The following is a 20,509-nucleotide window of genomic DNA, read 5'->3' as shown; positions in this document are numbered from 1 at the left end:
ATCCCTTGCCAGGGCGGAGGGGATGGGGAGGGTGGATTGCGGGGTCAGGCTAGCACCGGGAAGGCAGAAAAGCGGTGTGAATGAGGACGGTCTGGCACCCAGGGGTCCGTGCCGCCGCAGAGGGTGACTCAGTGCAGCGGCACATGCCCCGGAAAGCCAATTACCCAGTCCAGCAGGTCACCCACCATCGCGCTGGCGGTGATCATGCCGCCTGCCCCGCCCCCGGCGAAGACCAGCGTGCCGCACTCCTCGCCCTCGTACACCAGCGCGTTGCGGCCCGCCCCGGCGGTGCACAGCGGATGGCTCCTGGGCAGCCGCTGCGGGGCAACCGCGGCCTTCCAGTCCGTCCCCTGGCGTTCCAGTTCAGCCACCAGCTTGATGCACTCGCCGGCGGCCTGGGCCTCCTGAATGTCCTGCTGGGTGATGTGCTCGATGCCCTGGACCGTCACGGCGCTGTAGGGGAAATTGCCGTCGGCGCAGAAGCGGGCCAGCACCGCCAGCTTGTGCGCGGTGTCGAAGCCGCCGACATCCAGGGTGGGCGGCGTTTCGGCGTAGCCCAGCGCCTGCGCCCCGGCCAGGGCTTCGGCGTAGGTCTGCCCCTGTTCCATCTGATCCAGAATGTACAGACAGGTGCCGTTCAGCACCGCCTGCAGCCGGGTAAAGGTGCTGGCGCGCAGCACGGTGCTCATAGGGCCGATCACCGGGGTGCCGGCCATCACGCTGGCCTCGTAATACAGGCTTCCGGCCAGGGCGTAGTCGCGCAGCACGTCCCAGCGTTCGGCCAGCAGCGCCTTGTTGGCGGTGATCACCGGGCGGCCCGACCGGAGGTACGGCAGCAGCATCGCCAGCGGACGGTCCACGCCGCCCATCGCCTCGATTACCACCCCGCATTCCTGCAAAAAACCGGGATCGGTGGTCACGCGCGTGCCGGGCGGGACGTCGCGCACCTTGTCCACGTCGCGGACCAGGACGCCGGAAATCTCGATCTTCACGCCCAGGTCGGCAAACACACTTTCCCGGCGTTCGATCAGTTTCAAGACGTCCTGGCCGACAGTGCCGCTGCCCAGGACGCCCACGGTGACAGTTCTCATGGGCTTCACCCTAACGTGGCGCGCGAACAACGGACGGGGCCGGGTTAGGTGTGGGCACAGGGAGAGGCCTGTGACCCTGCTCCAAGTCGCCCAACCGGCGGGACGCTAGACTGCCCACATGTTCCCTGTGTCAAAAGTCTATCCGTCGGCGGATTCTCCGTCCGCTGAGGGTCCGCCGCGTCTCGATGCGCCGCGGGCCGTGTATGCGCCGTGAGTTCCCGTCTGCAAGAGCTCCAGTCCGAATTCGGGCTGGTGGAGCGCCGCCTGGGTGACCCGGCTGCCCTGGCCGATGGCCGCGAGTACGGCAAACTGACCCGCCGCCACCGTGAGTTGCTGCCCCTGGTGACACTGCTGCGCGAGCGCGACAGTTTGCAGGGCGATCTGGCCGGAGCGCGCGAACTGCTCTCGGACCCGGAGATGAAGGAGCTGGCCGTCGGGGAAATCAGCGGGATCGAGACCCGGCTGGCCGAGATCGAGGCCGAGCTGGAAGTGCTGCTGCTGCCCACCGATCCCGACGACACCAAGGACGTGATCCTGGAGCTGCGCGCGGGCGCGGGCGGCGCGGAGGCGGGGCTGTTCGTCACCGATCTGCTGCGGATGTACACCCGCTACGCCGAGGGCCTGAACCTTAAACTGAATGTGCTGGACGCCAACGAGAGTGATCTGGGCGGCGCGAGCAAGGTGGTGGCGGAAGTGACTGGCGACGGGGCCTTCCGCGCCTTCAAATGGGAGCGCGGTGTCCACCGCGTCCAGCGCGTGCCGGCCACCGAATCGGCGGGGCGCATCCACACCAGCACCGTAACGGTAGCCGTGCTGCCCGAGGCCGAGCAGGACGAGGTTCACCTGGACCTGTCGGAAGTGCGCATCGACGTCTACCGCTCTCAGGGCGCGGGCGGGCAGGGCGTGAACACCACCGACAGCGCCGTGCGGGCGGTGTACCGCGCCGGCACCCCGGACGAGATCATGGTGGTCTGTCAGGACGGGCGCTCGCAGATCAAGAACCGCGAGAAGGCCCTGGTGGTGCTGGCCTCGCGCCTGGCCGAGCGCGAACGCGCCGCCCGTGACGAGCAGGAGCGCAGCGAGCGGGCCTCGCAGGTGGGCAGCGGCGACCGCAGCGAGAAGATCCGTACCTACAACTACCCGCAAAACCGCGTGACCGATCACCGCCTGGAAGGCGACGACAAGAACCACCCGCTGGACAGCGTGATCAACGGTGCGCTGTCCCCGGTGGTGGCGGGTCTGGCCCGCGCCGAGCGGGAACGGCAACTGCTGGAGATGGCGGATCAGGAGGGGGCCGGCCTACAGGAGGGTGCGGGCCGCCGTGGACAGCATGGCGCGGCGTGACCTGCTGGTGGCGGCGGGCATCCTGCGCGACCGCTTCGGGCGGGTGCTGCTGGTGGGCAACGACTGGCAGGGCCACGGGCGCGTGCGCCACACCCTGCCCGGCGGCGTCGTGGAGAACGGCGAGACCCTGCCCGAGGCCCTGTACCGCGAGATCTTCGAGGAAACCGGCCTCAAGCTGACCGGCATCCTGCACATGGCCTACACCGTGCACATCGAGGACGAGCGCCGGGGCGAGCGCGCCATCGCCGTGGCCTTCGAGGCCACCTGGGACGGCCTGCTCAACCCCGCCGATCCCGACGGCTTTATCGTCGAGGCCCGCTTCTGCACCCCCGAGGAGGCGCTGGAGAAGCTGGAATCGCCGCCCATGCGCGAACCGCTCAGCGACTTCCTGAAGACCGGCGAGCCGGGGCGCTTCTACGCGTTCAAGGGTTGGGACGGGCGCGGCGGCCTGCGTATTCCGGCCCTGAAACCGCGCCCGTGAGGGACGAGCGCTTCGTGACCTCGTGGAGCGGCGGCAAGGACAGCGCCCTGGCCTTCCACCGCGCCAAACGGGCTGGGGGTGTGCCCCAGGCCATCGTCAACGTGCTGGACGAGTCGGGCGGGCGCTCACGCTCGCACGGGCTGCGCCCGGAGGTGCTGGCGGCCCAGGCTGCGGCGCTGGGCGTGCCGCTGCATACGGCGCGGGCCTCCTGGGCCAGCTACGAGGCCGAGTTCACCGCCCTGCTGAGGGGCGCGGCGACGGACGGCGCGGCAGCGGCGGTCTTCGGGGACATCGATCTGGCCGCCCACCGCAAGTGGGAGGAGAAGGTCTGCGCGGCAGCGGGCCTGCGTGCCGAATTACCGCTGTGGCTTGAACCCCGCCGCGCGTTGGTGGACGAGCTGCTGGGCCTGGGCTTTCGCGCCCGGATCGTCGCGGTGAAAGAAGACGCCCTGCCCGCAGCCTTGCTGGGCAGGACACTGGACGCCGCGCTGGTGGCCGAGATCGAGCGGCTGGGCGCCGACGCCTGCGGCGAGAACGGCGAATACCACACGGTGCTGGTGGACGGCCCGGATTTTGCATGGCCGATCCACCTGATCGCCGGCCCGGCGGGTGTTCACCACACGGGCGAGGGTATGTTCAGGGTGGCAACGCTGGATCTGGTGCTGGCTTAAAACCGCGTTTCAGACGGGTTGTGGCTACAACGGATTCCGTCTGTTTCGTTTACAAATCGGAACAGCGCCGATTTGTAAACTCCACGCCCGGAACCCGTTGCTCTCCTACTCGCTTCGCTCGGATTGGATCACTTCGTTAACGATCCAATCGGAGTCCGTATCAGTCGTAGTCCACCGACAGCACTTCAAAGTTGGCCGTGCCCTTGGGCAGTTGAACCGTCACCTTGTCGCCCTCGCGCTTGCCCGCCAGGGCCTGTCCGAAGGGGCTGGCGTCGCTCACGCGGCCCCTGGGCACGTCCACCTCGTAGGTGCCCACCAGTTCGAACTGGCGCTCGTTGCCCTTCTCGTCGCGCACCCGGATCTTGGCGCCCAGGCCCGCGCCCTTGCTGGCGTCGCCCTCAATGATCTCGGCACGCTCCAGCTGGTTCTCGATCTCGGCGATGCGGGCCTCGTTCTCGCTCTGCTGCATGCGGGCCTCGTCGTAGGCCGCACTTTCCCGCAGGTCACCGTCGGCGATGGCGATGCCCATGTATTCCGAAATCTGCTCGCGGCGCACGGTCTTCAGGTGGTGCAGGGTTTCGGCCAGCTTGTCGTACCCGCGCTGGGTCATGGTGATGCGTTCCTGAGTCATAGAACTTCCAGTATACGTCGCGCCGGGCAAATGTCGCCGCCGTAGGTCCGTCAAGGGCCAGGGTTCGGTAAAGGCCCGGTTCAGCGCCCCCCGCCGCCAAGCGCCTAGGCTGCCTCCATGACCCGTTACGACGATGACCGCGAGATCAAGGGCGAGGTGCAGGACGACGGCGTGGACCGCGAGATCCTGCAGGACAAGATGGTGGCCGAGGACGTGCTGCGGCAAGACACCAAGGCCGACCGCAAGAACCCCAACGACCAGCCCGGCTTTATGGACGGCATCCGGGGCGACTGGGACGGCGAGGTCCGTCAGGGCGACCCCAACAACCTGACCGGCGGGGATCTGGGCGGAGAGGAACATGGCGGCGAGGGCGTGACCCGCAGCGGCGGCGTGGACGGCGGCCCGGCCCGCGAGCATCCCCTGCCCGGCGACAAGAAGTAGAGATCAGAAAGACAGTGGCCCCGACAGATAAGTTGGGGCCGCTTTCCCGATTGCCTCCACCTACCGCCGCTCCACCCCGGCATCCAGCGCGGACGCCAGCGCCTCCTGCGCCCGCTTCTGGCTGTCGTCCACCTCTACGGCCACCTGCTGACCGCTTTCCAGGTCCATCACGAAATGGTCCCCGTCCAGCCGCACGCGCGACAGAATCTGTTCCTCGCCTTCGGGCCGGGTGGCGGCGCGCAGTTCCACATAGGGGCGCATGGGCGTGCGGATCACCTTGGGGGCCAGAATTTCTTCCACCTGAAAGATGCCGCCCGAGTTGTTCATGGTCACGCTGATCAGCACCGGGGCGCGCTGGCCCCGCTCGATCACCACCTCGTCCACCGCCAGCGCGCTGATCGAGTGAATGTCCACGCTGCCCAATGAAAAGGCCTTGCGCCCGCGTCCCTTGGTGATGTCGGTGCCGTCGGCCACGGCGGTGATGCCGCCTTCCAGGGTCAACGGCGGCGGGTTCAGGTCATGGCAGTTGATCGAACCCAGGATGAACGAGCGCACCTTGGCGCGTTTGAAGGGATCGGGGTACAGCGGCCCCATGATGCGCTCCAGGATCGGCAGCGCCAGCATCACGCCGTGCTGCTCGTGCGAGACGCGGTGAATCTGGTTGCCGATATCGTGCAGCATGGTCCCCAGAATCACGGTCAGGTACACGTCATCGGCGTCGCCCACCCCCAGATCCATGATGTCGGGCTTGACGCCCCCCTCCAGCAGCAGTTCGGTGATCGCCAGGCTGGCGGCCCCGGTGATAAAGGAATGCACCCGCCCGTGGTCGTTGTAGCCCAGCTTGCGCATGGTGATGTAGTTCGCCATGTCCCAGTGGGCCAGCGCCTCGGGATCGCTGGCCAGGGCCGCGTAGGCCGCCAGCGCCCGTGGATAGTGCTCCAGGTCCGCGCGGATGGCGGCGTCGGCCTCCGCAATCAGTTTGGAGCGCGGCGTGGTGAACTCGACGACGCGGCCAGCGGGACCGCTGCTGGCCGGGCCGGTGGTCAGTGAGGGTTCGGCCGGCACCCCCGCCACGTCCTGCACCGCCCCGGCCTGGACGCTCAGCTTGAACTTCTGATCGGCCCGTCTCGACAGTTTCTGGTTGGGGCGCGTGCCGTCACTCACCCTGGAAGTCCGCCTTTCTCTTGTTCAGGAAGGCGTCCACGCCCTCGCCGAAATCCTTGGTGGCGACCAGCAGCCCGAACAGGTCCGCCTCGACTTCCAGTCCAGCGTCCAGCGTGGTGTCCAGGCCCCGGCGCACCGCCTCCTTGACCAGCGACAGGGCAATCGGGGCGTTCTTCAAAATGGCCTCGGCCACCTCGCGCGATTTGCTCAGGGCGTCGTCGGCCACGTAGTTGACCAGCCCCATGCCCAGGGCTTCCTCGGCGCCGACCTGGCGGGCGGTGAGCATCAGGTCCAGCGCGCGGCCCGCCCCGATCAGGCGCGACAGGCGCTGGGTGCCACCGAAACCCGGCAGCAGGCCCAGCGTCACCTCCGGCAGGCCCAGTCTGGCGCGGCTGGACGCCACCCGGATGTCGCAGGCCAGCGCCAGTTCCAGCCCGGCCCCCAGCGCAAAGCCGTTGACGGCCGCGATCACCGGGATGGGCAGCGTGGCGATCCGGTGCATCACGTCCTGCCCGGCCAGCGACAGTTCGCGGCCCGCATACACGCCGTCCAGGGACTTGAACTCGGTGATGTCCGCCCCGGCCACGAAGGCGCGGTCGCCGCCGCCGGTGATGATCAGCGCACCGACCTCGGCGTCGTCCACGATCAGGTCCACCGCCTCGCTGATCTCGCCCAGGGTTTCGGCATTCAGCGCGTTCAGCGCCTTGGGGCGGTTGACGGTCAGGACCGCGATGGGGCCGTGACGGTCAATCTGCACATTCTCGAATTCCAGTTCGTCCAGTTGCGTCATGCCCCCACTTTGACACGGCGCGTTCGTCCCGGTTCCTGACCGCGCGGCAGGCGCCTCTCGTGGCGTCACACCCCGGTTGATGTTCCGGTGGTGGTGCGTCATCATTCAGACCTCAATCCTATCGGCCTGGTCTCATTGCGAAAAACCGCACATGAGCGCTATTTCATGAAGTTCAGTCAGATTCCCCGGCACATTCCTGTTGCACGTCTGCTGTGGAGAATTGGGCGAACCGCCGTTTTGTGGCGCCGGCAAGCTAAAAGTTTTGGTCCATCGCTTGCTTCGCAAGGCAGCCGAGGAGTGACCTGCCAGCTGACTGATGAAACAGTCAAAAGGAATCGTTGGCGGATTCACAAACTCCTCACGTCCTGCTCCTACGGTGACAGTAGGAAACAGGAGGAAAACTCTGTATTCAGCAGTTGGTCCTGCCCATCATCTCGAGGAGAACATCACATGCGTAAATCCCTTATTCTGATTTCCACCCTTGCCCTGAGCCTCGGCGTCGCCGGAGCGCAGGACACCGCGCCCGCCACCAGCCCCGTTCCCGTGACCCTGACCGACGTGCCCGCCGGGCACTGGGCCAAGGACGCCGTGGACCGCATCGTGCAGTGTGGCCTGATCCAGGGCTTCCCCGACGGCACCTTCCGCGGCAACGAGAACCTGACGCGCTACCAGGCCGCCCTGATCTTCTACCGCCTGCTGCAGACCGGCGCGCTGAGCACCTGCGACATGAGCCAGCAGGACATGACCACTGTGGCCAACGGCATGCAGGAAGTCAGCACCGAGATGGCCGCCATCGCGGGCCGCGTGACCGATCTGGAGAAGCTGAACGCTGACCAGCAGGCCCGCATCGACGCGCTGGAAGCCCGCATCAACGAGATGGGCACCGCCGCCACCAGCAACGCCGACACCGCCGCGCTGACCGCCCGCATTGACGCGCTGGAAGCTGCCGTGCAGAACATCCCGGCAGGTCCCGTCGGTCCGGCTGGTCCCGCGGGCCCTGCTGGTCCGGCCGGTCCTGCGGGCCCTGCTGGTCCTGCGGGCGCCGCCGGCACGACCACCACGATCACCCCCGCTCCTGCCCCCGACACCACTCCGGTTCCCGGCACCACCGTCGTGATCGGCGAGCCCACCACCGACCTGAGCACGGCGAGCGCCAAGACCCTGTACGCCGGGATCAGCGCAGGTGCCAACTTCGTCGATAAGAGCAGCAACTGCATCAACAACATCCAGAAGAGCAAGGCAGCGACCAACGTCTGTGTGTCTGCCGGCGCAATGATCGGTTCCACCAGCGTGATCGGCCCGGTCGGCGCGCGGGTGTCCGCCCAGTACCAGCCCGGTTTCAACACCATTCACGCCGATGTGAACGCGACCTACAACCTGAACGCGGGCAACCTGCACCCCTACGTGGGCGCCGGCCTGGGTCTGACCAGCAGCAAGTCGCGCACCGCGACGGGCAACACCAACGCGACCGACACCTACGTCAACGCGCTGGTGGGTCTGGACTTCCGCATCACCGACAGCATCGCCGCGTTCGTGGAAGGCAACGGCCGCTACTACCTGAGCAACAAGGGCTTCGGCACGGGTCTGAGCAACGTCCGCAACGATGGCACCGGCACGGACCAGTACAACGGCAGCACCGATGCGGCCAAGACCACCAAGGGCTTCGGCGGCGCGGTCAAGGCCGGCCTGAAGTTCTACTTCTAACCCTCTCCCTGAGTTCCTGAAACTGACCTCCTGCGGGGGGTCAGTTTTTTGTGGTTTGCGCAGGCGCCCCTGGCCCTGCGCTGCCCCTTTCATTCCTTTTTCCAGCGTCAGTGGCGCTAGACTGTGATCCATGCGCCTCGTTTCCTTCATCCAGGTGCTGTTGCTGCTGGCGATCCTGGCTTACCTGACCCTGTTCACGCTGGAGAACCCGGACCCGGTGCGGCTGCCCCTGCCGTTCGGGCGCGGGGAACTGTCGTTGTCGGTGGGGGTGACGGTGGCCCTGTTCGCGCTGATCGGCGCGGCCTACGCGGCCCTGCTGCTGCTGCCGCCGGTGTGGCGTGAGCGCCTGCGCCGCCGCCAGGAACGCCGCGCACGCCGCGCGGTCGAGGAGCGGCTGACCGCCACCCTGCAGGCCCGGCTGGGGGTCAGCCCGACGTCGGTGTCGGCGGCCGACCCGTTGCCCGTGCCCGTTCAGGGACCGTCCGCGTGAAGGGGAAGACGGCGCCGGCCGTGCCCCCGGCCCGGTGGCTGCTGGCCCCGCCCGCCAGCCGCGAGGAGTTGCTGGCGGTGATGCGGCAGTGGCGTGTCTCGCCGCCGCTGGCCCAGGTGCTGCACGGACGCGGCCTGACCCCGGCGTTGCTGGACCCGCCGCTGGCCCTGACCCCCAACCCCGCACTACGCGAGGCGGCCCGGCGCATCGTGCAGGCAGTAGGGCACAAAAAGCGCATCCGCATCCACGGCGATTACGACGCCGACGGCGTCAGCGCCACCGCCGTGCTGGTGCTGGGGCTGCGGGCGCTGGGTGCGGACGTGCACGGCTTCATCCCCCACCGCCTGAACGAGGGGTACGGCGTTCACCCGGACAAGGTCACCGAACACGCCGAGAACTGCGACCTGCTGGTCACGGTGGACTGCGGGGTCAGCAACGTGAACGAGGTGGCCGCGCTGCTCGCGCTGGGCACCGAGGTCATCGTCACCGATCATCACACGCCGGGGGACAATTTCCCAGCGGCGCTGGTGGTGCATCCCAGTCTGACCGACGGGTATGATCCGGCGCTGCACAACTTGACCGGCGCGGGGGTGGCCTATCACCTGCTGTGGGCCATCCACGCCGAACTGGGTCTGGACGAGCCCAGAGCGCTGAGTGCCCTGGCCACGCTGGGAACGGTGGCGGACGTGGCCCCGCTGATCGGCGAGAACCGCGCCCTGGTGCGCGCCGGGCTGGAGGCGCTGGAAGGCACCGAGCTGCCCGGCCTGCGCGCGCTGTTGGATTCGGGGCGGGTGCGGCGCCCCACGGCGCGGGACGTGGCCTTCGTCATCGCGCCGCGCATCAACGCCGCCGGGCGGCTGGGCGAGGCCGACATCGCGCTGGAGCTGCTGACCACGCCCAGCCGTCACGACGCCGGGCGGCTGGCCGAGTATCTGGAAACCCGCAACGGCGAGCGGCGCAAATTGCAGGACGAGATGTTCGCCCAGGCGCTTCAGATCGCCGACCCCGCTGAACCTGCGCTGGTGGTCACGCACCCCGACTGGCACGCGGGCGTGATGGGCATCGTGGCCAGCAAGCTGGTGGAGACTTACCACAAGCCGGTGTTTATCGTGGCTCAGGGCAAGGGATCGGTGCGCAGCACACCGGGGATCAGCGCGGTGGAGGGGCTGCGCTTCAGCGAGGACCTGCTCAGGCGGTATGGGGGCCACACCGGGGCCGCCGGGTTTTCACTGGACGAGGCGCAGTTCGGGGCCTTCCGCGAGCGCATCCACACCTACGTGCGGCAGTTTCCGCCGCCCGTGCCACGCGTGCGGCTGGACGCGGCGCTGCCCACGCTGGGGGCCACCCACGAACTGGTGGACGGAGCCAGCGCTTTCGAGCCGTTCGGCGAGGGCCACGCGCCCCCGCTGTGGCATGTCCGGGACCTGCTCAGCGACACCCGGCTGGTGGGCAAGCGCGGCGACAGCCTGCAGTTCCGGGTGGGCGCGCTGCGAGGCATCAAGTACGGCGAACACGACGCCGCGCCGGGGGAACGCGACCTGGCAACGGGGCTGGTCCTCAGCGAGTGGCGCGGGCAGACCCGGCTGGAATATCACGCCCAGGCCCTGCGGGTGCCTGCCGGAGTGGCGCTGGACCTGAGTGTTCCTGACGGACTGGACCTGCCCCGACTGAATCCCAGAGACGCCATGCAGCGCCTGAGCGCCGGGGCCAGCGCCTACGCCACCCCGGCGGTGGCCGCGTACCTGCGCGACAACGTGCCGGGGCTGCGGCTGATCGGGGCGGGGGAGCCCTGGACCGGCGGCGAGCTGATCCTGTACGCCCTGCCGGAAGAGGATGACCTGCGGCGCTGGCTGCGGACCGGCGGAGCGGTGGCCTTCGCGCTGGGGCCGAAGACCCTGTCCGAACTGGAGGGCGCGCTGACCCGCCACCACCTGAGCGCCCCGCCGATGAACCCGCTGGACGCTGCCACGGGCGACGAGGCCCACATGACCCGCGCCGCCGACGCCTACCGCCGCTGGCAGTGGGCGCACCATCACCGCACGCTGGACGACGCGGGCTGGACCGCCTCGGTGTACGCCATGCTGGGCCTGGCCGTGCCGAAAGTGGCCGTGCCGGAACTGGCGCTGGGCGACTGAGGTTCAGCACAGCCGAAGGTGGAACCGCGGGCTTCAGGGCAGGACCGTTACCCGTCCCTCCAGCGGATCAAGCCGGACCTGCGCCCCCAGTGGCAGTGTCAGTTGCGGGCTGGTGTGGCCGAAGTCCACGTTCGCCACCACAGGCAAGTCCGCGCGTCCGGCCTCGCGCAGCACGCGCCGCACCCAGCGGTACAGGTCCTGCACCATCTCGGGGGTGTAGCTTCGCGGACGCGCCAGCAGCAGGCCGGCAGCATGGGCCAGAATACCCTGCGCGGCGTAGTTTCTGAGCCAGTACCCCACCTGAGCCGGCGCGGGCACGTCCTCGCTGGTTTCCAGCGCCAGTACCGCACCGTGCCACACCTCCGGAGCCGGCCAGCCCGGTGTGCCGTTGAGCATGTCCAGCACCTCCAGGCAGCCGCCGATCAGGTGACCCTGCGCGGATGCGTCGCCCTGAAGCCAGTGCCACCCGTCGCCGGGAGTGAAGGGGCGGCGCACCTCCTGCAAGGTTTCGTCGCCCCAGTCGCTGAAATGCTCGCTCCATTCCGGGGCGGGGGAGAGGTCAAAGGATTGCGGCGGGTCCACCAGCGCGCGCCGCAGGCCCTGCACGGTGAAGGGGTGCAGCCCGCCGTTCTCGGCCAGATCGGTCAGCAGGGCGGGGCCGTGGTAGGCCATGACCCCGGCGCGCAGAAAGGCCAGCAACGTGACCGTGCTGTCGCTGAAGCCCAGAAACGGCTTGGGATGGGCGCGGATGAGGTCCAGATCGAGGAAGGGCAGCAGGCGCACGCTGTCATCGCCGCCGATGATGCTCAGCAGACCGTCGATTTCGGGGTTTTGCAGCGCCCAGTGCAAATCGTCTGCGCGGGCCTGCGGGTGGGCAGCCAGGTAGTCCTCGCCGCGCAGGGCGTTGGGGGCAGGGATAATCTCCCAGCCGAACTCATCGGCCACCTGACGCACTCCGGCGTGGTAACGGCCCATCACCTGGGTGACGAAGCCGCTGGACAGGCTGAGTGCAGCCAGGCGTGAATCGGAGCGCAGGCGGGCGGGACGGACGAAGTGGGGGGCCATCCGCCCAGGGTACGGTCTGCCGCGTGCGGGGCCGGAAGCTCGCTTGTGACTGAATGGGGCGGCTGAACAGAAATGCCCTGAACCCTTCAAGGGGGGCGACAGCTTCCATTCTTCATCAAAGTGTTATACCTTCTTAGAACACATCAACGGGTGTTCTTGCCCAGCTCCGGAGGTCCTCCTATGAACGTGAAGAGACTGTCCCGCCTGTCCCTGACCCTTGCCGCCGCCCTCACCGTGGGGCAGGCCTTCGCCGCCACCCGCGGAGGCCAGCTGACCTTCGGGCGCTACGCCGACTCGCTGTTTCTGGACCCGGTGCTGAACGACGCCAACCTGGACATCTGGATCCTGACCAACCTGTACGACACCCTGCTCCAGCCCACCAACGACGGCAAGGGTGTGCAGCCGGGGCTGGCCAGCAGCTACACCACCTCGAAAGACGGCAAGAGCATGGTGCTGACCCTGCGTCCGGGCCTGAAGTTCGCCGACGGCAGTGCCCTGAGCGCCAGCGACGTGAAATGGTCCCTGGACCGCGCCCGCAACCCCGAGGCCGGGGCGTGGAACAGCTCGCTGGCCAGCATCAATTCCATCGCCGTCAGCGGCAACAAGGTCACGCTGAATCTCAAGCGGCCCGATCCCACGCTGCCCGCCGCGCTGGCCACCTTTAACGCCGCGATCATGCCGCAAAAGCTGTTTACCGCCGCTCCCGGCAAGAACGACGCCGAGAAGGCCAAGGCCTTTGCCGAGAAGCCCATCGGCTCCGGCCCCTTCGTCCTGAGCGAATGGAAGCGCGGCTCGTACATGGTCATGAAGCGCAACCCGTACTACTGGAAAAAGGGCGACGACGGCAAGGCGCTGCCCTACCTAGACAGCGTGCGCTTCGAGATCATCCCCGACGACAACACCCGCATCCTGAAGTTGCAGGCCGGGGAACTCCAGATCGCCGAGTTCATCCCGCTGAGCCGCGTGGCCGAGCTGAAGGCCGATTCCAGGCTCAACATGACGCTGTTTCCGTCCACCAAGGTCAACAGCATCCTGATGAACAACCGCCCCAAGCTCAACGACGGCACCGAGAACCCGCTGAGCGATGTGAACGTGCGTCAGGCGCTGAACTACGCCGCCAACAAGGACGCGCTGATTCAGGTGGTGACCTACGGCACCGGCAAGCCCATGAAGTCGTACATGTCGGCCACCACGCCGCTGTTCGACGCCAAGCAGCCCGGCTTCCCCTACGATCTGGTCAAGGCCAAGGCGCTGATGGCCGCCAGCAAGTACAAGAACGGCTTTGAGGTGACGGTGCTGGCCACCAGCGGCAACGCCGACGATCTGGCCCTGCTCACCGCCCTCCAGCAGATGTGGGGCGCGATTGGCGTCAAGCTCAAGATCGAGCAGCTCGACGCCGCCACCAAGACGGCCCGCTACCGCGCCAACGATTTCCAGATGCGGACGGCGGCCTGGACCAACGACATCAACGATCCCAGTCAGATCACCACCTATTACGCGGTGTTCGACAACATCGAGTCGGTCCACACCGGCTTTAAGAGCGCCGAGATCGACAAGCTGTTTGCCCAGAGCCAGCAGGAGCTGAACCCGGCCAAACGCGCCGCCCAGTACCAGCAGATCCAGAGCCTCTACCTCAAGGCCGCGCCCATCGTGTACCTGTACGAGACGCCGTACCCGGTGGCGATGTCGAAAAAGGTCAAGGGCTTCTTCCAGATTCCTCTAGGGAACAACCTGTTTGCCGGGGCTTACCTCGAGAAATAGACCCACAGTCTGAACTGACGTGATGGACGTTCCATGCCGCCCCTGACGCCATCCGGGGCGGCGGTCCATGCCTGTCCAGCCTTTCACCCCTGCTTTCTCCCTGGGAGGTTCGATGCACGCGAGTTACGTGATCCGGCGCCTGCTCCAGATCATTCCCACCTTTCTGGCCGTGATGCTGGTGGTCTTTTTGCTGGTGCGCCTGCTGCCCGGCGATCCGGCCAGCGCCATTCTGGGTGACCGGGCCACCGCCGAGATCGTGGAGCGCACCAACCGCGAACTGGGCCTGGACCGGCCTCTGCCTGTGCAGTTCGGGGTCTTCGTCCGCAACCTGTTGCAGGGCGATCTGGGCGACAGCATCAGCCTCAAGATTCCGGTGCTGCGACTGATCGGCGAGCGACTGCCCACCACGCTGTTCCTGACTGCCTACGCCGCCGTGCTGGGCGTGCTGATGGCCGTGCCACTGGCGGTGGTGGCCGCCGTGCGCCGCAACACCTGGGTGGACGGCGTGATCCGCGCCGTCTTTCAGGTGGGCCTGTCGCTGCCGGTGTTCTACGTGGCCCTGCAACTGCTGAGCCTGCTGGGCGCGCGGCTGGGCTGGTTTCCCATCGGCGGCTACGGCGAGGGCTTCGGCGAACACCTGTACCACCTCTTTTTGCCCGCGCTGACGCTGGGGCTGAACTTGGCGGCGATCCTGGTCCGCACCCTCAGAAACAGCATCATCGAGGTCCTGACCGCCGAGTACGTGGATTTCGCACGCGCCAAGGGTCTGCGCAGCCGCGTGATCATGACCCGGCACGTGCTGCGCAACGCATTGATCGCCACCATCACGCTGCTGGGCCTGAACATCGGCGCGTTGATCGGCGGGGCCGTGATCACCGAGACCGTCTTCGCCATTCCCGGCGTGGGCCGCCTGATGGTGGACGCCATCTTCGGGCGCGACTACCCGGTGATTCAGGGCCTGACCCTGACCTTTGCCCTGATCGTGTCGCTGGTCTTCCTGATCACTGACCTGATTCACGCCCGCCTCGATCCCCGCGCGGAGCTGTCGTGAGGAGCCGCCCATGACCACCATGCATTCGCCCGCGCTGGAGGTGGCGGCCCGCCCGCGCCGCCGCTGGCCCAAGCCCACGCTGCTGATCGGGCTGGCGCTGTTGCTGCTGCTGCTCGCGGCGGCCCTGTTTCCGCGCGCCCTGGCCCCCTTCAGCCCCACGGATTTCGACTACGAGGCGCTGCTCAAGGGGCCGAGCGCCAAACACCCCTTCGGCACCGACAACTTCGGGCGCGACGTGCTGAGCCGCGTGATCTACGCCACCCGCGTCGACCTTCAGATCGCCGTGTTCACTACCCTCTTTCCCTTTCTCTTCGGCACGCTGCTGGGCGCGCTGACCGGCTACCTGGGCCGCTGGAGCGACGCCGTGGTGGGCCGCATTGCCGATCTGGTGGTGGTGTTTCCCTTCCTAGTGCTGGTCATCGCCATCGTGGCGGTGCTGGGGCCGGGCCTGACCAACATGTACATCGCGGTCAGCGCGGTGGGCTGGGTCAGCTACTGGCGGCTGACACGCGGCGAGGTCATGAACCAGAAGAAGGCCGAGTACGCGCAGGCCGGGCGGGTGCTGGGCTACAGCCCGGGCCGCATTCTGCTGCGCCACCTGCTGCCCAACGCCGTCACGCCCGCCATCGTGTACCTGATGACCGACATGAGCCTGGGCATCCTGCTGGGCGCGTCGCTGGGCTACCTGGGCCTGGGCGCGCAGCCGCCGACCGCCGAATGGGGCGTGATGGTGGCCGACGGCAAGAATTTCATGGCGACGGCGTGGTGGATCAGCACCTTTCCGGGGCTGGCCCTGACGCTGGCGGGCGTGACCTTCAGCCTGATCGGCGACGGCCTGGCCGACGCCCTGAGGCCCCGCGCATGACCGCGCCACTGTTGAAAGTGCGTGATCTGAATGTCCGCATTCCCACCCCCGGCGGCGTCCTCCATGCGGTGCGCGGCGTCAACTTTGACCTGCTGCCCGGCGAGATGCTGGGGCTGGTGGGCGAATCGGGCAGCGGCAAAAGCGTGACCCTGCGCTCCCTGATCCGCCTGCACCGCCCGCCGATTCGGATGACGGGCAGCGTCGAGTACGGCGGTCAGAACCTGCTGGACGTCTCCGAAGCCAAACTGCGCGACGTGCGCGGCGGTCAGATCAGCATGATCTTTCAGGAGCCGATGTCGGCCCTGAATCCGGTGCTGACGGTGGGCGAGCAGATCGGGGAGAACCTGCGTGAACACAAGGGCTTACGGGGCCGCGCCGCGCAGGAACGGGCCGCCGAGCTGCTGGACCTGACCGGGATTCCCAGCCCCCGCGCCCGCCTCGCCGACTATCCGCATCAGTTTTCCGGCGGGATGCGCCAGCGGGCCATGATCGCCATCGCGCTGGCCTCCGAGCCGCAGTTGCTGCTGGCCGACGAGCCGACGACGGCGCTGGACGTGACCATTCAGGATCAGATCCTGCGGCTGCTGCTGCGGCTGCGCGAGGAACTGCACATGAGCGTCATTCTGGTCACGCACGATCTGGGCGTGGTGGCCCAGACCTGTGACCGGGTGGCCGTGATGTACGGCGGACGGCTGGTGGAGACGGCAGGGGTGAATGACCTGTTCCACGCGCCCAAACACGCCTACACCCTGGGGCTGCTGCGGAGCCTGCCGGGAGCCGGGGAACACCGCCGCCCGCTCCAGCCGATTCCCGGCGGGCCGCCCGACCTGCGCTCGCTGCCGCCCGGCTGCCCGTTTGCGCCGCGCTGCGGGTACGTGACCGAGGAGTGCCGGGCCGGGGAGCCGCCGCTGCTGGAAGTCGCGCCGGGACGCTTCAGCGCCTGCATTCATTCCGATGAGCTGCCCGCGCTGAAAGCCAGCCTTGAGGAGGTGAGCGCGTGACCGTTCCTCTTTCCAAGTCCACGCCACCCCTGATGGAGATTCATAACCTCACCAAGACGTTCCCGGTGGCCCAGAGCCTGCTGTCGCGCTGGCGGGGACAGCCGCGAAAAGCGGTGCAAGCCTTGACCGACGTGGAGTTGACCGTGCGGCGCGGCGAGACGCTGGGCATCGTGGGCGAGAGCGGCTGCGGCAAGTCCACCCTGGCGCGGACGCTGGTGCGGCTGTACGACGCGGACCGGGGCAGCGTCCGTTACGGCGAGTTGGACGTGCTGGCGCTACGCGGCGCGGACCTGCGTCAGTACAACCGCCGGGTGCAGATGATCTTTCAGGATCCATATTCCAGCCTCAACCCGCGCATGACCGTGGAGGCGGTGCTGCGCGAGGCGCTGAGCGTTCACAAGATGCGTCCTGCGACAGAACAGCCCGCCCGCGTGCGCGAACTGCTTCAGCTGGTGGGCCTGCCGCCCGAGGCCGCCGGACGCCTGCCGCACGAGTTTTCCGGCGGCCAGCGCCAGCGCATCGGCATCGCGCGGGCGCTGGCGCTGGAGCCGGAATGCCTGATTGCCGACGAGCTGGTGTCCGCGCTGGACGTGTCGGTGCAGGCGCAGGTCGTCAACCTGTTGCTGGAGTTGCAGGAACGCCTGAACCTGACCGTGCTGTTCGTGGCCCACGACCTGCGGCTGGTGCGTCACATCTCGCACCGGGTGGCGGTGATGTACCTGGGCCGGGTGGTGGAGGTTTCAGAGACACAAACAATTTTTGCCACGCCGCGCCATCCCTACACCCAGGCGCTGCTGGCCGCCGCGCCCACCCTCGATCCCAGCCGACGCACGGCGGCCCCGGCCATCACCGGCGAGTTGCCCAGTCCGCTGAACGTGCCGAGCGGCTGCGCCTTCCGCACCCGCTGCCCGCACGCCTTTGACCGCTGCGCCACCGAGCGGCCCGCGCTGCTCAAGCTGGCGGATGGCCCGGAGGTGGCCTGCCATCTGTACGATTCCGACGGCTCCCCACCTGCGGCGTCACTTAAGGTGGCGACATGAACCCAGGCGCGACTTCGACGGTGCTGGACACGGAACCCTTCGCCTGGCCGCTGGGGATCGACCGCAGCCTGGGCGTGCCGGTGGGGGCGCAACTGCGCGGTCAACTGGAATACGGCATCGCCTGCGGCGATATTCCACGCGGCGCGCGGCTGCCCAGCGTGCGCGAGCTTTCGCAGGAACTGGGCGTGGCGCACATGACGGTGGCGGGCGTCTACAAGGAACTGCTCTCGCTGGGGCTGATCGTAACGGCCCGCGGGCGCGGCACCTTCGTGGCCGACGTGCCGCAGCCGCCGCCCGGCCCCGATCCGGCGCGGCTGACCCGGCTGCTGTCGGACACGCTGGCGCAGGCCGAGAACGAGGGCTTCAGCCTGCGCCAGATCGGCGAGGCGATGAACGCCCTGATTGCGCGTGGGGCGCGTCCGCCGCAGACCGGCGTGAGCGTGCTGCTGGTGGGCCTGTTTGCCGACGCCACGCGCGGGTACGCGGCGGACGTGCAGGCGGCCCTGCCCGCCGGAGACCGGGTGCAGGCGGTCACGCTGGACGACCTGCGTTCCGGGCGCGCGCTGGAAGGCACGCACAGTGCCGATGTGGTGCTGGCGCTGGCGCACCGCCTGAACGAGACCCGCGCCCTGCTGCCGGGGCGCGAGGTGATCCCGGTGGGGTTCATTCCCTCGCAGCGCACCCGCGCGGCGCTGGCCGCCCTTGATCCGATGATCCGACTGGCGATTGTGGCGACCTTCGAGGAGTTCCTGCCCACCTTTCTGGGCGGCGTCAAACGCTTCGCGCCGCATGTCTCGGCCATCCAGGCCACGCATCTGCACGCAGCCAACCTGCAGGAGGTGCTGGACGCCTGCGATGTGGCGATCTACGCCACCGGCTCTGAAACCGTCCGTACCCTGCTGCCCCACAAACCTGCCCTGGAGTACCGCCACATCGTCGACCCGCGCGACGTGGAAGGGCTGGTGCTGCCCGCCGTGGAGGCCCACCGGGCCGCCCAGCAATCCGCCCTACCCAAATCTAGAAAGGAGCTGTCATGACCGCCATTGAACAGATGAACTGGATGCAGGTGGAACAGTACCTGAAGACCGATGACCGTTGCGTCCTCCCGCTGGGCAGCACCGAGCAGCACGCCTACCTCAGCCTGTGCGTGGACAACATCCTGCCTTTCAAGCTGGCCCAGGACACGGTGGGCGACTCCGGCGTGCCGGTGTTCCCGGTGTTGCCCTACGGCATCACCCCGTACTTCCGGGCGTATCCGGGCAGTCCGGGGCTGCGGGTGCAGACCTACCTCGCGGTGGTGCGTGACCTGCTGGACGGGCTGCACGAACAGGGCTTCCGGCGCATCCTGATGGTCAATGGGCACGGCGGCAATACTCCGGCGCAGGGCTTCGCGGCCGAGTGGATGGCCGATCATCCCGGCACGCAGGTCAAGTTTCACAACTGGTGGAACGCGCCGGGGGTCTGGGCGAAAGTGCAGGCCACCGACAGCAACGCCAGCCACGCCTCGTGGATGGAGAATTTCCCCTGGACGCGGCTGGAAGGCGTGGAGATGCCGGACGAGGAAAAGGCGGCCATTGACCTGAATTACATGCGCCTGCTCCACCCGAAAGCGCTGCGCGAATACCTGGGCGAGGGCAATTTCGGCGGCCGGTTCCAGCGTCCCGACGAGGACATGCACGCGATCTGGGCCGTGGCGGTGGCGGAGACCCGCGCCCTGCTGGAAGGCGGGTGGGCCGAGTCGTGAGCGAGGACGAATCGCAAAACATTCTGGTCTGGGGCGCCGGGGCCATCGGCGGCACGATTGGTGCCTATCTGGTGCGGGACGGCTATGACGTCACCTTCGTGGACGTGGCCGCCGATCATGTCGCGGCCATAGGCGAGCGCGGCCTGAGCATCACCGGGCCGTTTGGCGACTTCACGGTGGGGGCGCCTGCTTTCACCCCGGACACGCTGGAGGGGCAGTGGGACACCATCCTGCTGTGCACCAAGGCGCAGCACACGGCGGCGGCGGCGCAGGCTCTCGCGCCTCACCTCGGCCCGGACGGCGTGGTGGTGTCCATCCAGAACGGCCTCAATCCGCTGATCATCAATGACCACATCCCAGCGGAGCAGGTGCTGGGCAGCTTCGTCAACTTCGGCGCGGATTATCTGGAACCCGGCGTGGTGCAGTACGGCGGGCGCGGCGTGGTGGTCATTGGTGAACAGGACGGGCAGTTGACGGAGCGGGCAAAGCAGCTTCATGTCGTCCTGCAACACTTTGAACCCGACGCCATCCTCAGTGACAACGTGTTCGGCTACCTGTGGAGCAAACTGGCCTACGGGGCGCTGCTGTTCGCCACTGCCGTCACCAACGACAGCATTGCCGACGCCCTGGACAGGCCCGAAGACCGCGCCCTGTACACCGAACTGGGCCGCGAAGTCATACGCGTGGCGCTGGCGCATGGGGTCACGCCCGAGGCTTTCAACGGCTTTGACCCGGCGGCCTTTTTGCCCGACGCGGGCGACGCGGCGGCGCGGGCGAGCCTGGCCGAGATGGTGGCCTTCAACCGCCGCAGCGCCAAGACCCACAGCGGCATCTGGCGCGATCTGGCGGTTCGCAAACGCACCACCGAGGTGGACGCACAGCTGGGCTGGGTGGTGCAGTTCGGGCGGCAGCACGGCGTTCCTACACCCCTGAACGCCCGCCTGATCACGCAGATTCACGAGATCGAGGCGGGCACCCGTGAACTGGGCCGGGCCAATCTGGCCGAACTGCGCGCCCTGCTGGCGCCGGAGGAGGCGTGA

20 protein-coding genes are annotated in these 20,509 nt (G+C 67.9%); 15 read left to right on the top strand and 5 right to left on the bottom strand.

Annotation, left to right across the window (positions count from 1 at the left end; translation table 11 throughout):
* Window positions 1–128 precede the first annotated feature (128 nt).
* Window positions 129–1,091, bottom strand: coding sequence for a homoserine dehydrogenase (locus FHR04_RS08730; protein ID WP_139402519.1), 963 nt, complete (start codon window positions 1,089–1,091; stop codon window positions 129–131).
* Window positions 1,092–1,301: 210 nt separating this feature from the next.
* On the opposite strand from FHR04_RS08730, the gene prfA reads away from it, so the two are divergent.
* The 3 genes from prfA to FHR04_RS08715 are packed head-to-tail and all read left to right on the top strand — an operon-like array spanning window position 1,302 to window position 3,587.
* Window positions 1,302–2,435: a peptide chain release factor 1 gene (gene prfA, locus FHR04_RS08725; protein WP_139402517.1), complete on the top strand. Its 1,134-nt coding sequence runs from the start codon at window positions 1,302–1,304 to the stop codon at window positions 2,433–2,435.
* On the top strand, window positions 2,422–2,916 hold the full coding sequence (locus tag FHR04_RS08720; protein ID WP_039686057.1) for an NUDIX hydrolase: 495 nt from the start codon (window positions 2,422–2,424) through the stop codon (window positions 2,914–2,916). The genes prfA and FHR04_RS08720 overlap by 14 nt, the downstream gene beginning before the upstream one ends.
* Window positions 2,913–3,587 (top strand): Dph6-related ATP pyrophosphatase, encoded by a 675-nt coding sequence (locus FHR04_RS08715; RefSeq protein ID WP_139402515.1) that lies wholly within the window; start codon window positions 2,913–2,915, stop codon window positions 3,585–3,587. The genes FHR04_RS08720 and FHR04_RS08715 overlap by 4 nt, the downstream gene beginning before the upstream one ends.
* A 160-nt stretch (window positions 3,588–3,747) precedes the next feature.
* Here the strand turns inward: FHR04_RS08715 and FHR04_RS08710 are convergent, their stop codons facing one another.
* The gene (locus FHR04_RS08710; RefSeq protein WP_139402513.1) at window positions 3,748–4,218 is read right to left on the bottom strand and encodes a transcription elongation factor GreA; all 471 of its coding nucleotides are present in this window, start codon (window positions 4,216–4,218) and stop codon (window positions 3,748–3,750) included.
* Window positions 4,219–4,335: 117 nt separating this feature from the next.
* On the opposite strand from FHR04_RS08710, the gene FHR04_RS08705 reads away from it, so the two are divergent.
* Window positions 4,336–4,659, top strand: coding sequence for a hypothetical protein (locus FHR04_RS08705; protein WP_139402511.1), 324 nt, complete (start codon window positions 4,336–4,338; stop codon window positions 4,657–4,659).
* Window positions 4,660–4,719: 60 nt separating this feature from the next.
* On the opposite strand, the gene FHR04_RS08700 is transcribed toward FHR04_RS08705, so the two are convergent.
* The gene (locus tag FHR04_RS08700) at window positions 4,720–5,823 is read right to left on the bottom strand and encodes a phosphohydrolase (RefSeq protein ID WP_249039047.1); all 1,104 of its coding nucleotides are present in this window, start codon (window positions 5,821–5,823) and stop codon (window positions 4,720–4,722) included.
* Window positions 5,816–6,613, bottom strand: a complete 798-nt coding sequence (locus FHR04_RS08695; RefSeq protein ID WP_139402509.1) for an enoyl-CoA hydratase/isomerase family protein — start codon at window positions 6,611–6,613, stop codon at window positions 5,816–5,818. Before FHR04_RS08695 ends, FHR04_RS08700 begins: the two co-directional genes overlap by 8 nt.
* A gap of 450 nt (window positions 6,614–7,063) precedes the next feature.
* Here FHR04_RS08695 and FHR04_RS08690 point away from each other — a divergent pair, with 450 nt between their 5' ends.
* The 3 genes from FHR04_RS08690 to FHR04_RS08680 all read left to right on the top strand — a co-directional run bounded on the left by FHR04_RS08690 (window position 7,064) and on the right by FHR04_RS08680 (window position 10,942).
* Window positions 7,064–8,317, top strand: a complete 1,254-nt coding sequence (locus FHR04_RS08690; protein WP_139402506.1) for an outer membrane protein — start codon at window positions 7,064–7,066, stop codon at window positions 8,315–8,317.
* A 130-nt stretch (window positions 8,318–8,447) separates the two neighbouring features.
* Window positions 8,448–8,807: a lipopolysaccharide assembly protein LapA domain-containing protein gene (locus tag FHR04_RS08685; RefSeq protein WP_052195584.1), complete on the top strand. Its 360-nt coding sequence runs from the start codon at window positions 8,448–8,450 to the stop codon at window positions 8,805–8,807.
* Window positions 8,808–8,887: 80 nt separating this feature from the next.
* A complete protein-coding gene (locus FHR04_RS08680; RefSeq protein ID WP_139402748.1) occupies window positions 8,888–10,942 on the top strand; it encodes a single-stranded-DNA-specific exonuclease RecJ in 2,055 nt (684 codons plus the stop codon).
* Window positions 10,943–10,975: 33 nt separating this feature from the next.
* Here the strand turns inward: FHR04_RS08680 and FHR04_RS08675 are convergent, their stop codons facing one another.
* Window positions 10,976–12,007, bottom strand: a complete 1,032-nt coding sequence (locus FHR04_RS08675) for a S66 family peptidase (protein ID WP_139402504.1) — start codon at window positions 12,005–12,007, stop codon at window positions 10,976–10,978.
* Window positions 12,008–12,187: 180 nt separating this feature from the next.
* Between FHR04_RS08675 and FHR04_RS08670 the strand changes: the two genes are divergently transcribed.
* The 8 genes from FHR04_RS08670 to FHR04_RS08635 all read left to right on the top strand — a co-directional run bounded on the left by FHR04_RS08670 (window position 12,188) and on the right by FHR04_RS08635 (window position 20,509).
* On the top strand, window positions 12,188–13,768 hold the full coding sequence (locus FHR04_RS08670) for an ABC transporter substrate-binding protein (RefSeq protein WP_139402502.1): 1,581 nt from the start codon (window positions 12,188–12,190) through the stop codon (window positions 13,766–13,768).
* Window positions 13,769–13,880: 112 nt separating this feature from the next.
* Window positions 13,881–14,819 carry an ABC transporter permease gene (locus FHR04_RS08665; RefSeq protein WP_139402500.1) on the top strand — a complete coding sequence of 313 codons (939 nt, stop codon included), beginning with the start codon at window positions 13,881–13,883 and terminating at the stop codon, window positions 14,817–14,819.
* Window positions 14,820–14,829: 10 nt separating this feature from the next.
* Window positions 14,830–15,684 (top strand): ABC transporter permease, encoded by an 855-nt coding sequence (locus tag FHR04_RS08660; protein ID WP_139402498.1) that lies wholly within the window; start codon window positions 14,830–14,832, stop codon window positions 15,682–15,684.
* Window positions 15,681–16,685, top strand: coding sequence for an ABC transporter ATP-binding protein (locus FHR04_RS08655; RefSeq protein WP_139402493.1), 1,005 nt, complete (start codon window positions 15,681–15,683; stop codon window positions 16,683–16,685). Before FHR04_RS08660 ends, FHR04_RS08655 begins: the two co-directional genes overlap by 4 nt.
* Window positions 16,682–17,725, top strand: coding sequence for an ABC transporter ATP-binding protein (locus FHR04_RS08650; RefSeq protein WP_249039046.1), 1,044 nt, complete (start codon window positions 16,682–16,684; stop codon window positions 17,723–17,725). The genes FHR04_RS08655 and FHR04_RS08650 overlap by 4 nt, the downstream gene beginning before the upstream one ends.
* The gene (locus FHR04_RS08645; RefSeq protein ID WP_221265428.1) at window positions 17,722–18,762 is read left to right on the top strand and encodes a GntR family transcriptional regulator; all 1,041 of its coding nucleotides are present in this window, start codon (window positions 17,722–17,724) and stop codon (window positions 18,760–18,762) included. The genes FHR04_RS08650 and FHR04_RS08645 overlap by 4 nt, the downstream gene beginning before the upstream one ends.
* Window positions 18,759–19,469 (top strand): creatininase family protein, encoded by a 711-nt coding sequence (locus tag FHR04_RS08640; RefSeq protein WP_249039045.1) that lies wholly within the window; start codon window positions 18,759–18,761, stop codon window positions 19,467–19,469. The genes FHR04_RS08645 and FHR04_RS08640 overlap by 4 nt, the downstream gene beginning before the upstream one ends.
* Complete coding sequence (locus FHR04_RS08635) at window positions 19,466–20,509, top strand: ketopantoate reductase family protein (RefSeq protein WP_170213904.1); 1,044 nt, start codon at window positions 19,466–19,468, stop codon at window positions 20,507–20,509. Before FHR04_RS08640 ends, FHR04_RS08635 begins: the two co-directional genes overlap by 4 nt.

This window comes from Deinococcus radiopugnans ATCC 19172, assembly GCF_006335125.1.
In the GTDB taxonomy this organism is placed as follows: domain Bacteria; phylum Deinococcota; class Deinococci; order Deinococcales; family Deinococcaceae; genus Deinococcus; species Deinococcus radiopugnans.
This window is presented reverse-complemented; position numbering and strand designations above follow the sequence as displayed.